General features: G+C 66.7%; 15 protein-coding genes and 2 rRNA genes. All 17 read left to right on the top strand.

Annotated elements, in window-relative coordinates:
- Positions 1–155: 155 nt before the first annotated feature.
- Positions 156–3,291, top strand: a 23S ribosomal RNA gene (locus tag QE397_RS10115).
- 143 nt (positions 3,292–3,434) lie between these two features.
- Positions 3,435–3,551: ribosomal RNA gene (gene rrf, locus QE397_RS10110) — 5S ribosomal RNA — on the top strand.
- A gap of 134 nt (positions 3,552–3,685) precedes the next feature.
- Positions 3,686–4,705: a hypothetical protein gene (locus tag QE397_RS10105; RefSeq protein ID WP_373425223.1), complete on the top strand. Its 1,020-nt coding sequence runs from the start codon at positions 3,686–3,688 to the stop codon at positions 4,703–4,705.
- Entirely contained in the window at positions 4,702–5,706 is a 1,005-nt protein-coding gene (locus QE397_RS10100) for an HAD-IIA family hydrolase (protein WP_307093153.1), read from the top strand. The genes QE397_RS10105 and QE397_RS10100 overlap by 4 nt, the downstream gene beginning before the upstream one ends.
- A gap of 59 nt (positions 5,707–5,765) precedes the next feature.
- A complete protein-coding gene (locus QE397_RS10095; protein WP_222631329.1) occupies positions 5,766–6,020 on the top strand; it encodes a hypothetical protein in 255 nt (84 codons plus the stop codon).
- 1 nt (position 6,021) lies between these two features.
- The gene (locus tag QE397_RS10090; RefSeq protein WP_056444390.1) at positions 6,022–6,855 is read left to right on the top strand and encodes a TlyA family RNA methyltransferase; all 834 of its coding nucleotides are present in this window, start codon (positions 6,022–6,024) and stop codon (positions 6,853–6,855) included.
- On the top strand, positions 6,852–7,796 hold the full coding sequence (locus QE397_RS10085; protein ID WP_027505467.1) for an NAD kinase: 945 nt from the start codon (positions 6,852–6,854) through the stop codon (positions 7,794–7,796). Before QE397_RS10090 ends, QE397_RS10085 begins: the two co-directional genes overlap by 4 nt.
- A gap of 5 nt (positions 7,797–7,801) precedes the next feature.
- Positions 7,802–9,571 carry a DNA repair protein RecN gene (recN, locus tag QE397_RS10080; protein ID WP_027505466.1) on the top strand — a complete coding sequence of 590 codons (1,770 nt, stop codon included), beginning with the start codon at positions 7,802–7,804 and terminating at the stop codon, positions 9,569–9,571.
- 94 nt (positions 9,572–9,665) lie between these two features.
- Entirely contained in the window at positions 9,666–10,850 is a 1,185-nt protein-coding gene (gene steA, locus QE397_RS10075) for a putative cytokinetic ring protein SteA (protein WP_027505465.1), read from the top strand.
- Positions 10,847–11,794 carry a copper transporter gene (locus QE397_RS10070; RefSeq protein ID WP_027505464.1) on the top strand — a complete coding sequence of 316 codons (948 nt, stop codon included), beginning with the start codon at positions 10,847–10,849 and terminating at the stop codon, positions 11,792–11,794. The genes steA and QE397_RS10070 overlap by 4 nt, the downstream gene beginning before the upstream one ends.
- 150 nt (positions 11,795–11,944) lie before the next feature.
- The gene (locus QE397_RS10065) at positions 11,945–13,681 is read left to right on the top strand and encodes a CTP synthase (RefSeq protein WP_222632474.1); all 1,737 of its coding nucleotides are present in this window, start codon (positions 11,945–11,947) and stop codon (positions 13,679–13,681) included.
- Complete coding sequence (locus QE397_RS10060) at positions 13,678–14,316, top strand: NUDIX hydrolase (RefSeq protein WP_307097476.1); 639 nt, start codon at positions 13,678–13,680, stop codon at positions 14,314–14,316. The genes QE397_RS10065 and QE397_RS10060 overlap by 4 nt, the downstream gene beginning before the upstream one ends.
- On the top strand, positions 14,306–15,232 hold the full coding sequence (gene xerD, locus QE397_RS10055) for a site-specific tyrosine recombinase XerD (protein WP_307093149.1): 927 nt from the start codon (positions 14,306–14,308) through the stop codon (positions 15,230–15,232). Before QE397_RS10060 ends, xerD begins: the two co-directional genes overlap by 11 nt.
- Positions 15,233–15,338: 106 nt before the next feature.
- Positions 15,339–16,238, top strand: a complete 900-nt coding sequence (locus QE397_RS10050; RefSeq protein ID WP_307097474.1) for a ParA family protein — start codon at positions 15,339–15,341, stop codon at positions 16,236–16,238.
- Positions 16,235–17,083 (top strand): segregation/condensation protein A, encoded by an 849-nt coding sequence (locus QE397_RS10045; protein ID WP_222632467.1) that lies wholly within the window; start codon positions 16,235–16,237, stop codon positions 17,081–17,083. Before QE397_RS10050 ends, QE397_RS10045 begins: the two co-directional genes overlap by 4 nt.
- Complete coding sequence (scpB, locus tag QE397_RS10040; protein ID WP_307093145.1) at positions 17,080–17,754, top strand: SMC-Scp complex subunit ScpB; 675 nt, start codon at positions 17,080–17,082, stop codon at positions 17,752–17,754. The genes QE397_RS10045 and scpB overlap by 4 nt, the downstream gene beginning before the upstream one ends.
- Before the next feature lie 9 nt (positions 17,755–17,763).
- On the top strand, positions 17,764–18,801 hold the full coding sequence (locus tag QE397_RS10035; RefSeq protein WP_081821205.1) for a pseudouridine synthase: 1,038 nt from the start codon (positions 17,764–17,766) through the stop codon (positions 18,799–18,801).
- Positions 18,802–18,819 lie beyond the last annotated feature (18 nt).

Raw genomic sequence — 18,819 nt, 5'->3', positions numbered from 1 at the left:
TGGGTCCTGAGAGAACACGCGAGTGTTTCTTTCTAGGCAAGAATGTATCTCTTTCGGATGTCTGGCATACCGCGCCTTCGGGTGGGCATGGTGCAGATGGGAGTTCGAAGGGGGTGTGTTGTTTGAGAACTGCACAGTGGACGCGAGCATCTTTGTTGTAAGTAATGAAGAGCGTACGGTGGATGCCTTGGCACCAGGAGCCGATGAAGGACGTAGGAGGCTGCGATAAGCCTCGGGGAGCTGTCAACCGAGCTGAGATCCGAGGGTGTCCGAATGGGGAAACCCAGCACGAGTGATGTCGTGTTACCTGCACCTGAATATATAGGGTGTGTGGAGGGAACGTGGGGAAGTGAAACATCTCAGTACCCACAGGAAGAGAAAACAACAGTGATTCCGTCAGTAGTGGCGAGCGAACGCGGAAGAGGCCAAACCATGTGCATGTGATACCCGGCAGGGGTTGTGCGTGTGGGGTTGTGGGGTTTGTCTTGTCGATTCTGCCGGATCGGCCGACAGTAAGAAATCATGCGGTTAGTCGAAGTGGTCTGGGATGGCCTGTCGTAGAGGGTGAGAGTCCCGTAGACGAAAACTGTGTGACTGTCGTGATGAATGCCCAAGTAGCAGCGGGCCCGTGAAATCTGCTGTGAATCTGTCGGGACCACCCGATAAGCCTGAATACTCCCTGGTGACCGATAGCGGACTAGTACCGTGAGGGAAAGGTGAAAAGTACCCCGGGAGGGGAGTGAAATAGTACCTGAAACCGTGCGCTTACAATCCGTCAGAGCCTTCGAGTGACTTGTCACTGGGGGTGATGGCGTGCCTTTTGAAGAATGAGCCTGCGAGTTAGTGGTATGTGGCGAGGTTAACCCGTGTGGGGTAGCCGTAGCGAAAGCGAGTCCGAATAGGGCGTTTCAGTCGCATGCTCTAGACCCGAAGCGGAGTGATCTACCCATGGCCAGGGTGAAGCGACGGTAAGACGTCGTGGAGGCCCGAACCCACTTAGGTTGAAAACTGAGGGGATGAGTTGTGGGTAGGGGTGAAAGGCCAATCAAACTCCGTGATAGCTGGTTCTCCCCGAAATGCATTTAGGTGCAGCGTCGCGTGTTTCATCTTGGAGGTAGAGCTACTGGATGGTCTAGAGGGCCCACAAGCTTATCGAAATCAGCCAAACTCCGAATGCCAGGATGTGAGAGCGCGGCAGTGAGACTGCGGGCGATAAGGTTCGTAGTCGAGAGGGAAACAGCCCAGATCGCCGGCTAAGGCCCCCAAGCGTGTACTAAGTGGAAAAGGATGTGAAGTCGCGAAGACAACCAGGAGGTTGGCTTAGAAGCAGCCACCCTTGAAAGAGTGCGTAATAGCTCACTGGTCAAGTGATTTTGCGCCGACAATGTAGCGGGGCTCAAGTACACCGCCGAAGCCGCGGCACTCACACAACAGCCCCCGGTTCCCTTGCGAGGGTTCCGGCAGGTGTGTGGGTGGGTAGGGGAGCGTCGTGTGGCCAGGGAAGCGCCGGAGTGATCCAGGTGTGGAGGCCACGCGAGTGAGAATGCAGGCATGAGTAGCGAAAGACGAGTGAGAAACTCGTCCGCCGAATGATCAAGGGTTCCTGGGCCAGGTTAATCCGCCCAGGGTGAGTCGGGACCTAAGGCGAGGCCGACAGGCGTAGTCGATGGACAACGGGTTGATATTCCCGTACCCGTGTATCCGCGCCCATGATGAATCAGGAGTACTAACCGTCCAGAGCCGCCAGGAGCACCTTCGGGTGCCGGGTGTGGTGATGCACGGGACCTTTCCTGGTAGTAGTCAAGCGATGGGGTGACGCAGGAAGGTAGCTGAGCCAGTCAGTGGTAACACTGGTGTAAGCCTGTAGGGCGAGACCTAGGCAAATCCGGGTCTCACACAAGCCTGAGAGGTGATGCATAGCCGAATGAGGCGAATTCAGTGATCCTATGCTGCCGAGAAAAGCCTCTAGCGAGCTGGTACATGGCCCGTACCCCAAACCGACACAGGTGATCAGGTAGAGAATACCAAGGCGATCGAGATAACTATGGTTAAGGAACTCGGCAAAATGCCCCCGTAACTTCGGGAGAAGGGGGACCCCTGCTGGTGATGGAACTTGCTTCCTGAGCTGGTGTGGGTCGCAGAGACCAGTGAGAAGCGACTGTTTACTAAAAACACAGGTCCGTGCGAAGTCGTAAGACGATGTATACGGACTGACGCCTGCCCGGTGCTGGAAGGTTAAGAGGACCGGTTAGTTCTTTCGGGAGCGAAGCTGAGAATTTAAGCCCCAGTAAACGGCGGTGGTAACTATAACCATCCTAAGGTAGCGAAATTCCTTGTCGGGTAAGTTCCGACCTGCACGAATGGCGTAACGACTTCTCAGCTGTCTCAACCATAGACTCGGCGAAATTGCATTACGAGTAAAGATGCTCGTTACGCGCGGCAGGACGAAAAGACCCCGGGACCTTCACTACAGCTTGGTATTGGTGTTCGGTTCGGTTTGTGTAGGATAGGTGGGAGACTGTGAAGCATGCACGCCAGTGTGTGTGGAGTCGTTGTTGAAATACCACTCTGATCGTATTGGATACCTCAACCTCGGACCATGATCTGGTTCAGGGACAGTGCCTGGTGGGTAGTTTAACTGGGGCGGTTGCCTCCCAAAATGTAACGGAGGCGCCCAAAGGTTCCCTCAGCCTGGTTGGCAATCAGGTGTCGAGTGCAAGTGCACAAGGGAGCTTGACTGTGAGACTGACAAGTCGAGCAGGGACGAAAGTCGGGACTAGTGATCCGGCACCGGCAAGTGGAAGCGGTGTCGCTCAACGGATAAAAGGTACCCCGGGGATAACAGGCTGATCTTCCCCAAGAGTCCATATCGACGGGATGGTTTGGCACCTCGATGTCGGCTCGTCGCATCCTGGGGCTGGAGTAGGTCCCAAGGGTTGGGCTGTTCGCCCATTAAAGCGGCACGCGAGCTGGGTTTAGAACGTCGTGAGACAGTTCGGTCTCTATCCGCCGCGCGCGTCAGAAACTTGAGGAAGGCTGTCCCTAGTACGAGAGGACCGGGACGGACGAACCTCTGGTGTGCCAGTTGTTCCACCAGGAGCACCGCTGGTTAGCTACGTTCGGAAGGGATAACCGCTGAAAGCATCTAAGCGGGAAGCCTGTTCCAAGATGAGGTTTCTCACCCCCTCGAGGGGGTAAGGCCCCCGGCAGACCACCGGGTTGATAGGCCAGAACTGGAAGCCCAGCAATGGGTGCAGGTGACTGGTACTAATAGGCCGAGGACTTACCACAAAGAAGCTACGCGTCCACTGTGCAGTATCTGAGACAACACACGAGTTGGTCAGCAGATAACTGAAACCCGCACCACCGATCCGTCACCAGCAGCACCGGTGACAGGGAACGTGTGTGCCTCGTGCTCTGTTGTTTCACAGAGTTTCGGTGGCCATAGCGGAGGGGAAACGCCCGGACCCATTCCGAACCCGGAAGCTAAGCCCTCCAGCGCCGATGGTACTGCACCCGACAGGGTGTGGGAGAGTAGGACACCGCCGAACAATCCGTTCCGAAAGGGGACCCATTCACATGGGTCCCCTTTCGTGTTTCTGCACTCCGATCGTGAGTGCGGCATGATGACACCACCGGTGACGAGCGGGAGAGCTCGGTCGCCGATCGATCGAAAGGAACCACCGTGCCGGAAGAGCCGTCATCGGAAGGTCGTACGTCCGATTCGGACCGCCGGCCGCCCGCGCGCGACAACCGGGCACCTCGCCGCGACAGCGCGGGGGAACGCGGGTCGTTCCGATCATCGGCCCCTCGCTCCGGTGACCGTTCCGGGAGCCAGGACGAACGTCGCCACACCGGCGACCGTGGGCGCTCCGGGGATCGATCGACGTCCGGCGACCGTCGGCAGGGTTCCGGCAGGGGCCAGGCACCCGACCGCACTCGAGGACAGGGTGCACCTCCCCGTCGTCGCGGCGGTGAAGGGAGCGCAGGTCCGCGCGCCGGCGGTGGGCGAGGCCCTGATTCTCGCGCTCCTCGTCCGGTCGAGCCCGATCTGCCGGACGACGTCGACGCGAAAGATCTCGAACCCGGGGTCCGTCGAGACCTGTTGAGCCTCGACAAGAGCAACGCGGAAGCTGTTGCACGACACATGGTCATGGTCAGTCAGCTGATCGGAGACGATCCCGCCGCAGCACTGCTGCACGCGCGAGCGGCGCGGCAGCGTGCCGGCCGCATCGCCGTGGTCCGAGAGACGGCCGGCATCGCCGCGTATCACGCAGGAGAGTGGGCGGAGGCTCTGTCAGAGCTCCGCGCCGCCCGCCGTATGGCCGGTGGACCAGGCCTGCTGTCCGTCATGGCTGATTGTGAGCGGGGCCTCGGTCGGCCGGAGCGCGCCATCGAGCTCGGACGCAGCGACGAGGCTCGCCAGCTGACGGGTGACGATGCGTCCGAACTGCGCATCGTCGTCGCGGGTGCCCGCATGGACATGGGGCAGTACGACCAGGCGGTGGTGACGCTGCAGACTCCGGATCTCGAGGGAGATCGCACGGGGTCGGCTGCAGCGCGGCTGTACTACGCCTACGCCGACGCTCTCGTGGCCGCCGGTCGAGCGGACGACGGGGTGCAGTGGTTCCTCCGTGCCGCCGCCGCCGACGTCGAGGGTGAGACGGACGCCGAGGACCGAGTCGACGAACTGACCGGTCAGTGACCCGTCTGACCGACGCTCACGACGCCCTGCTGCTCGATCTCGACGGGACTCTGTACCGGGGTCCCGATCCGATCGACGGTGCCGTCGACATTCTCCGCGAGTGCTCCTCTCAGCTCTGCTACGTCACCAACAACGCCAGTCGGTCTCCCGCTCAGGTGGCCGAGCACCTACGCGATCTCGGTTTCCGTGCGCCCGACGAGTCGGTGGTGACGAGTTCCCAGGCGGCGGGGCGGCTTCTCGCTGGTCTCCTGCCCGCAGGTGCGTCCGTGCTGGTCGTCGGAACCGAGGCCCTCGAGGCAGAGGTGTCCGCCGCCGGCCTGGTGCCGGTTCGTACAGCGGACCCCACTCCGGCCGCGGTCGTCCAGGGACATTCCCCCGAGACGGGGTGGGCGAACATCGCCGAGGCGACCTACGCGGTCCGTGCCGGCGCACGCTGGGTGGCCACGAATGCCGACACCAGCCTGCCGACGCCTCGCGGTCTCGGGCCGGGAAACGGTGCCATGGTCGCGGCGGTCGCCGCAGCGACGGGGGCCACCCCGATCGTGGCGGGCAAGCCCGAGGCACCTCTCATGAAGGACGCGCTCGAGCGCAGCGGGTCGACCACGCCGCTGGTGGTGGGTGACCGTCTGGACACGGACATCGCGGGAGCCAACGAGGTGGGTGTGCCGTCACTCCTCGTGCTCACCGGAGTGAGCACCGTGCACGATGTGCTCACTGCCGTCCCGCACGAGCGCCCCACGTACCTCGCGTCGTCCCTGTCGGCTCTGCTCGAGGAGCCGGCCGCGTCTCTCGTTCCCTCCGAGGCTTCCGACACCTGGTCGGTGTCGCTGTCCGGTTCCGTGCTGCGAGTCGAGACCACGGGCGACGTCGACGCCGACGGCGACCTCTGGATCGAGGCACTGCGCGACGTTCTCCCCGCGGTCTGGGCGCTCGGCGGCTTCGACACCGTCGAGGGCGCGTCCGGTGCGGCTGCGGATGTCGTCGCGCGGTGGACCGCCTGACACTGACGGTCACCACCGCCGACCGACGTCGTCGGGGGTATCGGCTAGCGTTGTCCGCGATGAGCACGCCCGTTCCCCGCCCCGGTCAGCACTTGCCGTCGCACTCCGATGTCGAGGGCACGTCCGTCGATCCCGACGCCGTCGTCTCGGCTGTCGACGCGCTGGTCGCCGAGGCGGACGTGGCGGCGTCGGCGCCGTTCGGCGAGGGTACGGACGACCCGCACGGCCTGGTCACGCTGACGCGGCAGGCCCGCATCCTCGACCGCGCGCACGAGGTACTCGTCGACGCGCTCGCGTCCGTGGACAAGAACTGACATGGCTCGTCGCGCTCGGGTGGACGCGGAACTCGTCCGCCGCGGTCTGGCCCGATCTCGGGATCACGCCTCGGAGCTCATCTCGGACGGTCGAGTGCTGATCGCCGGCACCGTGGCCACGAAGCCCGCCACCGCGGTCGAGCCCGGCACGGCGCTACGGGTCACCGAGGTCTCCGACGAGGTGTCGTGGGCCTCTCGAGGTGCACACAAGCTACTGGGCGCGCTCGCCGCCTTCGAGCCACGCGGTGTCACGGTGGAGGGCGCGCGGTGTCTCGACGCGGGTGCGTCCACCGGTGGGTTCACCGACGTGCTGTTGTCCAAGGGTGCACGCGAGGTCGTGGCGGTCGACGTAGGCTACGGACAGTTGGTGTGGCGGCTACGGACCGACGAGCGGGTGCGAGTCCTCGACCGTACGAACGTCCGCGGCATCGATGCCGAGGCCATCGGCGGGCCGGTCGACCTCGTGGTCGCCGACCTGTCCTTCATCTCGTTGGCTCTCGTACTCCCGGCGTTCGCCGCGTGTGCCCGTCCGGGTGCCAGCATCCTCCCGATGGTCAAGCCCCAGTTCGAGGTCGGCAAGGATCGCGTCGGTGCAGGGGGAGTGGTCCGCGATCCCGCCCTGCGCGCAGATGCGGTGCTGGGAGTCGCGCGCGCCGCGGCCGACCTGGGCCTGGTCACGTCCGGTGTGGAGCCGAGCCCACTGCCCGGTCCGTCCGGCAACGTCGAGTACTTCCTGTGGCTCACCGTTCCGGGTCCGGACGACGATCCCAGCACAGCCCAGTCGACGTCCGTCGAGCAACTGGTGTCCGACGCCGTGGAGAAGGGGCCTCAGTGAGCGAGTCGACCGTGCCCGAGCGCACCATCCTGCTCGTCGCGCATCCGGGTCGCCCGGACATCGAGCAGACGGCTCTGCGCGCGGCGAAGGTGTTCCACGATCACGGGATCGCCCTGCGCGTGCTCGTCGACGAGCACGACACGTCGCGGTTGGAGTCGACGTCGGGGATCGATGCGCTCTCCACACCGCAGTCCGACGTCTCCGTCGTGGAGTTCGGTCCGTCGGCGGCGGTGGGCTGCGAGCTCGTCCTGGTCCTCGGCGGCGACGGAACCTTCCTGCGCGCTGCGGAACTCGCGCGGGTGGCGTCCATCCCGGTGCTCGGCGTGAACCTGGGACGCATCGGATTCCTCGCCGAGGCGGAGGCCGACGATCTCGAGGAGACCCTGGCCATCGTGGTGCGCCGCGAGTACCGCATCGAACCGCGGATGACGCTGGACATCACCGTGCACGTCGACGGCGAGATCATCGAACGTGGGTGGGCGCTGAACGAGGCCAGTATCGAGAACGGGTCGCGGCTCGGGGTGCTCGAGGTGGTGCTCGAGGTGGACGACCGTCCGGTGTCCTCGTTCGGGTGCGACGGTGTTCTGCTGTCGACCCCCACCGGGTCCACCGCCTATGCGTTCTCGGCCGGTGGTCCGGTCGTGTGGCCGGAGCTCGAGGCGATCCTCGTCATCCCCAGTAACGCCCACGCGCTGTTCGCGCGGCCGCTGGTGACCAGTCCCGAGTCACACATCGCCATCGAGACCTTCGACGGTGGACACGACGCGGTGGTCTTCTGCGACGGCAGGCGCACCCTGCGCCTGCCCGCCGGTGCTCGCGTCGAGGTGGTGCGAGGATGTGAGCCGATCAAGTGGATCCGGCTCGACTCCGCGCCGTTCGCCGATCGACTCGTACACAAGTTCGCCTTGCCGGTCACCGGCTGGCGGGGGAGGGTGACGTAACCGACGTGTTGTCCGAAATTCGTATCGACGGCCTGGGAGTCATCGCCGAGGCGACGGCGTCGTTCTCGGAGGGCCTGACGGTGCTCACCGGTGAGACCGGTGCCGGCAAGACGATGGTCGTCACCAGCCTGCATCTGCTCTCCGGCGCGCGCGCCGACGCCGGGCGTGTCCGTGTCGGCGCCGACCGCGCGGTGGTCGAGGGTCGTTTCACCACCGACCACGTCACCGACCAGGTCCGCGGCGACGTGGAGCAGTTGCTCGAGTCCACCGGCGGTCGGCGCGACGAGGACGACAGCATCATCGCCCTCCGGACGGTCGGCAGCGACGGCCGATCACGTGCTCATCTCGGCGGCCGCAGTGTGCCCGCAGGCGTCCTGTCGGAGTTCACCGGATCGTTGCTCACGGTGCACGGACAGAACGATCAACTGCGTCTGCAACGCAGCGATCAGCAGTTGGCCGCTCTGGACCGCTTCGCTGCGGACGCCATCGGGCCGCTGCTCGAGACGTACCGCACTCGCCGCTCGCAGTGGGTCGCTGCGGTGACCGAACTGCGGGAGCGGACGGAGAAGGCTCGCGAACTCGCGCGCGAGGCGGACCAGCTCACGTTCGCCCTGAACGAGATCGACGCGGTCGCACCGGCACCGCACGAGGACACCGACATCGCGGCGACCGTCCGGCGGCTCAGCGATCTCGACTCGCTCCGCGATGCGGCGTCCGCCGCGCACACGGCGCTCACCGGTGGCGACGACCCCGGCGACGTGTCCGTCATGGCGCTGTTGGGCGAGGCCCGCGATCGACTCGCCTCGACCGACGACGAGATTCTCTCGGCCGTCGGCCCACGTCTCGCCGAGGCTATCGCGGTGGTGACCGACGTCGGAGCCGAGCTCACCTCGTACCTCGAGGATCTGCCCGCCGATCCGGAGTCACTGGACACGCTGCTCTCGCGTCAAGCGGAGCTCAAGAGTCTGACTCGCAAGTACGCCGCCGACGTGGACGGAGTGCTCGCGTGGGCGGAGGACGCACGAACCCGCCTGACGGGACTGGACGTCTCCGCCGACGCCGTGGCAGCGCTGACCGAGCGCGTCTCCACCACCGGTGCAGCGACCGCCGAGGTCGCACGCAAGCTGTCGGCCGCGCGGGTGAAGGCTGCGGCGAAACTGTCCAAGGCGGTCAGCGCCGAACTCGCCGGCCTGGCGATGGGCAAGGCCAAGCTGGACGTCGAGGTGCGCCCCCGCGCTGCGGGTGCGGACGATCGGTCGGCGCTGTCCGTCGACGGAACCGCGCTGCACGCCGGGTCGACCGGCACCGACGAGATCGAGTTCCGTCTGTCCGCGCACAGCGGTGCGCAGTCGCTGCCGCTCAACAAGAGCGCGTCCGGCGGTGAGCTCTCCCGCGTGATGTTGGCGCTCGAGGTGGTCCTCGCGCGATCGGATGCCGGAGCGACCATGGTCTTCGACGAGGTCGATGCCGGCGTGGGTGGTCGCGCCGCCGTGGAGATCGGCAAGCGGCTGGCACGCCTGGCCAGGACGCACCAGGTCATCGTCGTGACGCACCTCCCGCAGGTCGCGGCGTTCGCCGACACGCACCTGGTGGTGAACAAGACCGACGGAAAACGTGGCGGCCCCAACAGTGGTGTGCGCACTCTGACGGATTCCGAGCGTGTCGTGGAACTCGCGCGCATGCTCGCCGGGCTCGACGACACCGAGACCGGCCGGGCACATGCCGAGGAACTGTTGCGCACCGCGACGGCGGAACGGGAGTCCGCGACCGCCTGAGAGCGATGTGCTGGTGTGACTGATGTGAATGATGTGGTAGTTGTTACGGCGCGCCTCCGCCGATGCTGCCGTGTTGTTGTCCATCATCGTGTGCATGAAGATGCCGGCTCTGCTCTCGCGTAGTCATGACTCACTTCCCGGAGTCACGGGAATCGCTCGGGTCGATCGCTCCACGGCCAAGCTCCTGCGCCGTGTCGGTCCCGGAGACATCGTCGTTCTCGACGAACTCGACCTCGACCGGATCACCGCCGACCTGCTGGTACAGGCCGGCGTGACGGCCGTGGTCAACGCCTCCGCCTCGATCTCGGGGCGCTACCCCAATCTCGGTCCGGAGGTGCTCGTCGCCAACGGCATCGAGCTCATCGACGAGGTGGGCTCCGACGTCTTCAAGAAGGTCAAGGACGGTTCGAAGATCCGCCTGCACGACGGCAACGTGTACGCCGGGGAGCGACGTCTCGCCACCGGCACCGAGCAGTCCGAGGCCGACATCTCCGACCGCATGATCGAGGCCAAGTCCGGTCTGATCGATCACCTGGAAGCGTTCTCGGGCAACACGATCGAGTTCATCCGCACCGAGTCGCCGCTGCTGATCGACGGCGTCGGAGTGCCCGAGGTGGACGTCGACATGAACGGTCGTCACGTCGTGGTCGTCGCCGAGGGCACCGACCACGTGGCCGATCTCAAGTCGCTCAAGCCGTTCATCAAGGAGTACTCGCCGATCCTCATCGGTGTCGGCGCCGGCGCCGACACGCTGTCGGAGGCGGGATATCGCCCCGACCTGATCGTCGGCGACCCGGACGACGTGAGCAGCCGCACGCTGAAGTCCGGCGCCGAGGTGGTGCTCCCCGCCGATTCCGACGGCCACGCCAAAGGCCTCGAGCGCATCCAGGACCTGGGCATCGGAGCCATGACGTTCCCGGCCACGGGCACCCCGGCGGACCTCGCGCTCCTGCTCGCCGACCACCACGGCGCCTCACTCATCGTCACGGTCGGATGTGCCGCGTCGCTCGACGAGTTCTTCGACGCCAGCAAGCGCGCGGACACACCGTCGACGTTCATGACCCGACTCAAGGTCGGTCCGAAACTGGTGGACGCCAAGGCCATGGCGACGTTGTACCGCAGCCGGGTCTCCGGTGGCGCGGTGGCGCTGCTCGTCCTCGCAGCCCTCATCGCCGTCATCGCGGCGCTCGTCGTGACCAACGGCAGCGGTGCGACTCTGGACTGGGCGATCGAGACCTGGAACAGCTTCGCCCTGTGGGTGCAGGGGCTGCTTCAGTGATTTCGCTTCGTCAGCACACCATCTCGTTGATCGCGGTGTTCCTGGCGCTCGCGGTCGGAGTCGTCCTCGGCTCGGGCCTGCTGTCCGGTCGAGTGCTGTCCGGACTCCGCGACGACCGGGACGATCTGCAGACCGAGGTCAACGACCTGCAGTCGGCGAACAACGCACTCGGTGAGCAACTCAACGCCGCCGACGGTTTCGACGCGGCCGTCGCGACCCGGGTGGTCGCCGGAGCGCTGGCCGACCGCACCGTCGTGCTGGTCACCACGCCCGACGCAGACCCCGCCGACGTGGAGGGTGTGCAGCGCACCATCGCCGACGCGGGCGGGTCGGTGACCGGACGAGTGGGGCTCACCGAGGCGTTCGTGTCCGCCGCCAGCGGCGACGATCTCCGCACGCGCCTCACCAACGTGGTTCCCGCAGGCGCACAACTGCGTACGGGATCGGTGGATCAGGGCAGCCTCGCGGGCGATCTGCTCGGTACGGTGCTGTTGCTGAACGCACAGACCGCCCAACCGCAGAGCACGCCGGAGGAACTGGGCCTGGCCCTCGACACCCTGCGCGGCGGCGGCTTCATCACGTACGACGACGGTGCCGTGGCACCGGCACAGCTCGCGGTGGTGGTCTCCGGACAGGCCGCCGACTCGGGTGAGGACGGCAACCGCGGCGCGATCGTGGCTCGCTTCGCCGGCGCTCTGGACGGACGCGGAGCCGGAACCGTGCTCGCGGGCCGTGCCGGTTCGGCTGAGGGCAGCGGTCCCATCGCGGTGGTGCGGTCGGATTCCGCCCTCGCAGCCGGGACCAGCACCGTCGACGACGTCGATCGCACGTCGGGGCGCATCACCGTCGCCTTGGCACTCGGTGAGCAGCTCGCCGGTGGTACGGGTCGGTACGGAACGGGTCCTGCCGCGACGGCCGTGACGGTCGGGGCGACCCCGAGCTAGGTACTCCAGCCGTCGTCGCCCGCGTGGTGTCGACCGAACTCGCGTGAAGGTGTTACCGTGAAGTCCCGTGGGTCGGCCAGGTTCCGAACCACTCGATGTTGAGCGATTCGCTCGCTGTCACCATCGGGTCGCACCGTCACGGGAGTCTCTTTGCAGTCACGCATTCATACGCGGGCCGACATCAAGCACATCTTCGTCAGCGGCGGCGTCGCGTCGTCGCTCGGCAAGGGGCTCACGGCCTCGAGCCTCGGTCAGCTTCTCACCTCACGTGGCCTTCGCGTCACGATGCAGAAGCTCGATCCCTACCTCAACGTCGATCCCGGAACGATGAACCCGTTCCAGCACGGCGAGGTCTTCGTCACCGAGGACGGCGCGGAGACCGACCTCGACGTCGGCCACTACGAGCGGTTCCTCGATCGGGATCTCTCCGGATACGCCAACGTGACCACCGGCCAGGTGTACTCCACGGTGATCGCCAAGGAGCGTCGCGGCGAGTACCTCGGCGACACCGTCCAGGTCATCCCGCACATCACCGACGAGATCAAGGCCCGCATCCTCGCGATGCGCGGACCGGATCTGCAGGGCCAGGAGCCCGACGTCGTCATCACCGAGATCGGTGGCACCGTCGGCGACATCGAGTCGCAGCCCTTCCTCGAAGCGGCGCGTCAGGTCCGCCACGACGTCGGCCGGGAGAACGTCTTCTTCCTCCACGTCTCGCTCGTTCCGTTCCTCGCGCCCTCGGGTGAGCTCAAGACCAAGCCGACGCAGCACTCGGTGGCGGCGTTGCGCAGCATCGGTATTCAGCCCGACGCGCTGATCCTGCGATCAGACCGCGACGTGCCGCAGGCCCTCAAGGCGAAGATCGCGCTCATGTGCGACGTGGACGTCGACGGGTGCATCTCCACACCCGACGCGCCCTCCATCTACGACATCCCGCGCGTGCTGCACGGCGAGGGTCTCGACGCGTACGTCGTGCGGCAGCTCGGACTGCCGTTCCGGGACGTCGACTGGACCGTGTGGGGAACCCTCCTCGAGCGAGTGCACCAGCCTCGTGAGACGGTGCGCGTCGCCCTGGTCGGCAAGTACGTCGATCTGCCCGACGCCTACCTGTCGGTGACCGAGGCGCTGCGGGCCGGCGGTTTCGCCAACCGCGCGAAGGTCGAACTCGTGTGGGTGCAGTCCGACGACTGCGACACCGCGGCCGGCGCCAAGCTGGCGCTCGCCGACATCGACGCCGTGGTGATTCCCGGCGGCTTCGGCATCCGCGGTATCGAGGGCAAGCTCGGCGCGATCACCCACGCCCGGACGCACAAGATCCCGACGCTCGGGCTCTGCCTGGGTCTGCAGTGCATGGTCATCGAGGCGGCGCGGTCCGTCGGTCTCACCGATGCGAACTCGGCCGAGTTCGAGCCCGAGACGACACAGCCGGTCATCTCGACGATGGCGGACCAGGAGCAGGCGGTTGCCGGCGAGGCGGACCTGGGCGGCACGATGCGCCTCGGGGCCTACCCCGCCACGCTCACCAAGGGGTCGGTGGTGTCGCAGGCCTACGGCAGCGAGTCCGTCTCCGAGCGTCACCGCCATCGCTACGAGGTCAACAACAGCTACCGCGACCGCATCGCGGAGAGTGGACTGCAGTTCAGCGGCACGTCCCCGGACGGCCACCTGGTCGAGTTCGTCGAACTGCCGCGGAGCGCGCATCCGTTCTTCGTCGGCACGCAGGCGCATCCCGAACTCAAGAGCCGGCCGACGCGGCCGCACCCGCTCTTCGCGTCGCTGATCTCCGCTGCGCTCTCGTACAAGTCCGAGGAGCGGCTGCCCGTCGACGTCCACGGTGACGAGTCCGACACGGCGCAGCCGGCCGAACCCGCCGCGACGAAGGCCTGACCATGGCCGATCGTCACGAGTTCGAGATCCTCGAATCGTCCGTCGAGTACCAGGGTGCGATTCTCGCGCTCCGGCTCGACCAGGTGACGATGCCCGGCGGTCGTGGGGCCGAACGTGAGGTCGTCGAGCATCACGGTGCGGTCGCCGTGGTCGCGCTGGACGACGACGAGCGCATCGTGCTGATCAGTCAGTACCGACACCCTCTGGGGCGTCGCCTGCTCGAGCTTCCCGCGGGTCTGTTGGACGAGCCGGGGGAGGATCCCGTCGAGGCCGCGAAGCGTGAGCTGACCGAGGAGACGGGGCTCGCCGCGGCGTCCCTGTCGTTGCTGGTCGACGTGGCGGCGTCACCCGGGTTCACGGACGAGACCGTGCGGATCTACCTGGCCGACGAGGTGACCGAGGTCGATCGACCGGAGGCTCACGACGAGGAAGCCGACATCGAGCTCGTCCGCGTCCCGGTGGACGAGGCGGTGTCGCGCGTGTTCAGCGGCGAGATCGTGAACGCGTCGGCGGTGGCGGGAATCCTGGCGCTGGCGGCGGTGCGGTCACGCTCGGTTCCGTTGCGGCCGAGCGATGCACCCTGGCGTGATCGACCCACCGCGTTCGAGAAGCGCAAGGGCGCGCATGGCAGCTGACTCGCCGGGCGAGGTGATCGCGACCTATCTCGATCACCTCGCCGTCGAGCGCGGGTCAGCTCGCAACACCATCACCTCGTACCGCCGCGACCTCTCGCGCTACGCCAGCCATCTGGGTGAACTCGACCGGAACAGTCTCCGCGACGTCACCGAGGTGGACGTCGCGGAGTTCGTGACGGCCCTCCGGTCCGGCAACGAGCTGTTCCCGCCGCTCGCGGCGAGCAGCGCCGCGCGCACGGTCATCGCGGTTCGCGGAGTCCACCGCTTCGCGCTGGCCGAGGGCATCGTCGACGTCGACGTCGCTGCCGGGGTCAAACCGCCGGCGCCGGGCCGCCGGCTCCCGAAGTCGCTCTCCGTCGAGCAGGTGTTCGCGCTCCTCGATGCCGTCGCCGGGGAGGCCGCGGACACCCCGCGCGGTCTTCGCGACCGGGCGCTGCTCGAGCTCCTCTACTCCAGCGGTGCGCGCATCTCCGAGGCCGTGGGACTCGACGTCGACGACATCGACTCCGACTCGCGGTCCGTGGTCCTGCACGGCAAGGGCGGCAAGGAGCGCATCGTGCCCATCGGCCGTCCCGCACTCGACGCCGTCGACGCGTACCTCGTCCGTGGTCGACCCGCACTGGTATCACAGGGCACGCCCGCGCTTCTGCTGAACGTGCGGGGCGGCCGGTTGTCACGCCAGAGCGCGTGGCAGGTCCTGCAGACCGCGGCGGAGCGCGCCGGGATCGGAGCCAGCGTCTCCCCGCACACGTTGCGGCACTCCTTCGCGACCCACCTGCTCGACGGCGGCGCGGACGTACGTGTGGTGCAGGAACTTCTGGGTCACGCCTCGGTGACCACCACGCAGATCTACACACTGGTCACCGTCACGACGTTGCGCGAAGTGTGGGCCGAGGCGCATCCGCGCGCACGGTAGCGTGTCCGCACGAAGCTGCACCCGACACGCGGTAGCGTTCAGGGGAACTGCAGCACGAGGTGAGGATGGAGGTCCGGTGGTGTCAGCGGCGCACGACGACGGAGCACTGTTCCGCACTCGTCAGCCCGAACCGGAACATCCGACCCTGGCCCACCCGTCGGGCATGGGTCCGACGGGGCGCCCGTATCGCGACATCCCGGATCCGCAGCCGCTGTCCTCGCACGGACCGGCGACGGTCATCGCGATGTGCAACCAGAAGGGCGGCGTCGGCAAGACCACGTCGACCATCAATCTGGGTGCGTCGCTGGCCGAGTACGGATGCCGAGTGCTGCTGGTCGACCTCGATCCGCAGGGCGCGCTCTCCGCAGGTCTCGGTGTGCCACACCACGAGTTGGACCTCACGGTGCACAACCTGCTGGTGGAGCCGCGGGTAGCGATCGACGACGTCCTCATGCGTACGCGGGTGGACGGGATGGACCTGCTCCCCAGCAACATCGACCTCTCCGCGGCCGAGATCCAACTGGTCACCGAGGTCGGCCGCGAGCAGACGCTGGGACGCGTGCTGCACCCGATTCTCGATCGCTACGACTACGTCCTCATCGACTGCCAGCCGTCGCTCGGCCTGTTGACCGTCAATGCCCTCGCGTGCGCCGATTCCGTGCTCATCCCGATGGAGTGCGAGTACTTCAGTCTGCGCGGACTCGCGTTGCTCAACGACACCGTCGACAAGGTGCGCGATCGTCTCAATCCGCGGCTGAAGCTCGAGGGCATCGTGGTCACGATGTTCGACGCCCGCACGCTGCACTCGCGAGAGGTCATGAATCGCGTGGTCGAGGTGTTCGGCGACGTCGTCTTCGACACCGTCATCACGCGCACCGTGCGTTTCCCGGAGACGAGCGTCGCCGGCGAGCCGATCACCACGTGGGCGCCGAAGTCCGCGGGTGCCGACGCGTACCGGTCGTTGGCCCGCGAGGTCATCCACCGGGACACCGCACCCCAGTCTTGACCGACGGGACGGTCGTGACGGACACGACGGTCGGGGACGCGCCGACGCCCACCGGATTCCAGGTGCGGCTCACCAACTTCGAAGGCCCGTTCGACCTGTTGCTGACCCTGATCGGGCAGCACCGACTCGACGTCACCGAGGTCGCACTGCACACCGTCACCGACGACTTCATCGCGTACACCCGCGCGATGGGCGCGGAGATGGGTCTCGACCAGACCACCGAGTTCCTGGTGGTCGCGGCGACCCTGCTGGACCTCAAGGCCGCCCGCCTCCTGCCGTCGGGCGAGGTGGACGACGCCGAGGACCTGGCACTGCTCGAGGTGCGGGACCTGCTGTTCGCCCGGCTGCTGCAGTACCGGGCCTACAAACAGGTGGCGCAGTTGTTCGGCGAACTGGAGAACGCCGCGCTGCGGCGTTATCCGCGATCGGTCTCGCTCGAGGACTCGTTCGCGTCGCTGCTGCCGGAGGTGTTGCTCGGTGTGGATCCGCGCCGCTTCGCCGAGATCGCCGCGGCGGCGTTCACCCCGCGCGAGGTGCCGACGGTCGGTCTCGGCCATCTCCACGCGTCGGCGGTGTCGGTCCCGGAACACGCGCGGGCGATCCTGGCGATGCTGCGCGACCGCGGAGTGGGTGAGTGGGCGACGTTTGCCGACCTGGTCCGCGACTGCGAGGTCACCGTCGAGGTGGTCGCACGGTTCCTCGCGCTGCTCGAGCTGTATCGCGAGAAGGTCGTCGCGTTCGACCAACCCGAGGCGCTGGGCGATCTCGCGGTCACCTGGACCGGCGACGACGACGCTGCCGACATCGACCGGATGGACGTCTCGAGGATGGAGGACTACGGATGACAGCGAGCGAGGACGCTCCCGCCGCCCTGTCGGACGCCGAGGTGCGCGCGGCGCTCGAGTCGGTGCTGCTCGTCGTCGACACCCCGGCATCCGTCCCGCAGCTCGCCTCCGCCCTGGACTGTGACGAAACGCGCATCCGGCAGGCGCTGACCGCCATGGCCGCCGACCTCACCGCCCGCGGCAGTGGCATCGACCTGCGGTTCGCCGGCGACGGGTGGCGTTTCTACACCCGCACCGAGTACGCGCCCTATGTCGAACGGCTCCTCCTCGACGGTGCGCGGTCCAAGCTCACCCGAGCGGCACTGGAAACCCTCGCTGTGATCGCCTATCGTCAACCGGTTACCCGCGCACGAGTCAGTGCTGTGCGCGGAGTGAACGTGGACGGCGTGATGCGCACTCTCCTCGCGAGAGGTCTCATCGCCGAGGCGGGTCCCGACCCGGACTCTGCGGCGACGCAGTACGTCACCACGGAAATGTTCCTCGAACGGTTGGGGTTGGCGTCACTGTCCGACCTCCCCGAACTTGCTCCGCTGCTTCCGGGCGTGGACATGATCGACGACATCAGCGACAGCATGGACTCCGATCCGCGGGTCCTGCGTGCCGAGCGTCGACGAGAGAACACCGAGTCGGACTCGACCACCGAGTTCGGCACCGACACCACAGACGAATAGGTAAGAAACGTGAACGACTCCGCTCGCCGTGATGGCACACCGGACCGGGACGGCGCATCCGACGCCTCCACTCCCGAACGACAGAAGAAGCGCCCCAACAAGAAGGTCGCCGCTGCTGCGTACAGCAAGCGCACCGAGAGCCGTAAGCCCGGCGGCAAGTCCGGGTACCCCCGGGTGGCTCCCAAGAACAGCGGCTCCAAGCCCGGTAAGTCGCCGAAGCCGGAGCGCAAGACGACGGCTGCTCCCACCATCAGCAACGCCAAGCCCGCCCGCCACCAGCACACCGACGGCCCGCGGCCGCACGTGGCTCCGGAGGACGGTGTGCGCTTGCAGAAGGTGCTCGCCCAGGCAGGTGTCGCCTCGCGTCGCGCCGCCGAGCAGCTCATCGACGAGGGACGCGTCGAGGTCGACGGCCGCATCGTCACCGAGCAAGGTGTCCGCGTCGACCCCGAGGTCGCGGTCGTGCGGGTGGACGGCACCCGTGTCGTCATCAAGGCCGATCTGGTCCACATCGCGCTGAACAAGCCGCGCGGATGGCAGTCCACGATGTCGGACGACCTCGGTCGGCCCTGCATCGGCGACATCGTCTCGGAGCGGGTCCAGGCAGGACAGCGGCTCTTCCACGTCGGCCGACTCGATGCCGACACCGAAGGCCTGATCCTGCTGACCAACGACGGCGATCTGGCCCACCGGCTGATGCACCCCTCCTTCGAGGTGTCCAAGACGTACCTCGCCACGGTGCAGGGTGTCCTGGACCGCGATGCGGGCAAGAAGCTGCGTTCCGGAGTCGAACTCGACGACGGACCGGCGAAGGTGGACTCCTACGCGGTGCTCGACGTGAACGAGGGCAAGACGCTCGTGAAGGTCGTGCTGCACGAGGGTCGCAAGCACATCGTGCGCCGACTGTTCGACTCGGTCGGGTTCCCGGTGAAACGCCTGGTGCGCACCGACATCGGGGCCGTCGCCCTCGGCGACCAGCGACCCGGCACGCTGCGGGTGCTCGGTCGCGGCGAGGTCGGCAGCCTGTACGGGGCGGTCGGCCTGTGACCGCGTCGGAGGATCGAC

The organism is Rhodococcus sp. SORGH_AS_0301, from assembly GCF_030818285.1.
GTDB lineage: Bacteria > Actinomycetota > Actinomycetes > Mycobacteriales > Mycobacteriaceae > Rhodococcoides.
Note: the sequence above shows the minus strand (reverse complement) of the source record. Positions and strands in the feature narration are given on the sequence as shown.

Bases quoted from the DNA above. Each gene is read 5' to 3' on its own strand.
- scpB (WP_307093145.1), top strand. From the start codon at position 17,080: ATGACAGCGAGCGAGGACGCTCCCGCCGCCCTGTCGGACGCCGAGGTG.
- QE397_RS10095 (WP_222631329.1), top strand. From the start codon at position 5,766: ATGAGCACGCCCGTTCCCCGCCCCGGTCAGCACTTGCCGTCGCACTCC.
- QE397_RS10090 (WP_056444390.1), top strand. From the start codon at position 6,022: ATGGCTCGTCGCGCTCGGGTGGACGCGGAACTCGTCCGCCGCGGTCTG.
- steA (WP_027505465.1), top strand. From the start codon at position 9,666: ATGAAGATGCCGGCTCTGCTCTCGCGTAGTCATGACTCACTTCCCGGA.
- xerD (WP_307093149.1), top strand. From the start codon at position 14,306: ATGGCAGCTGACTCGCCGGGCGAGGTGATCGCGACCTATCTCGATCAC.